At 66.3% G+C, this 326-nt stretch carries 1 protein-coding gene; it reads left to right on the forward strand.

Features of this window, described 5'->3' with window-relative positions:
- Positions 1-244 (forward strand): tail fiber domain-containing protein (locus BGIM_RS64405; protein ID WP_162136362.1); only part of this gene is annotated, 244 nt, incomplete at its 5' end.
- Positions 245-326: the final 82 nt, after the last annotated feature.

Here is a 326-nt window from a genome sequence, read left to right on the forward strand (position 1 = left end):
CAAAGGGCTCGCCGAACTGCTGGCCCTCCGGCCCGTCACTTACAAGAGCAAACAGAAGAACGACGGCAAACGGCTGTTCGCCGGGTTCGTCGCCGAGGAGGTCCACGCCGCCGGGCTGCCGGAGTTCGTCATGTACGACGACGACGGGGAACCCGACGCCTTGCATTATGGCCAGATGATCGTTCTGGCGGTGAGGGCGATTCAACAACTGACGGCCCGCGTGCCCGAACTGGAGGCCAGATGACCCCCGTTTCCCCCATCACCGTCACGGATGAAACCGCCCACGGCGGGGCGCTGCCCTACGGGGTGTGCCTCGGCGGGGACGC

The sequence above is a fragment of the Zavarzinella formosa DSM 19928 genome, from assembly GCF_000255705.1.
Classification (GTDB): domain Bacteria; phylum Planctomycetota; class Planctomycetia; order Gemmatales; family Gemmataceae; genus Zavarzinella; species Zavarzinella formosa.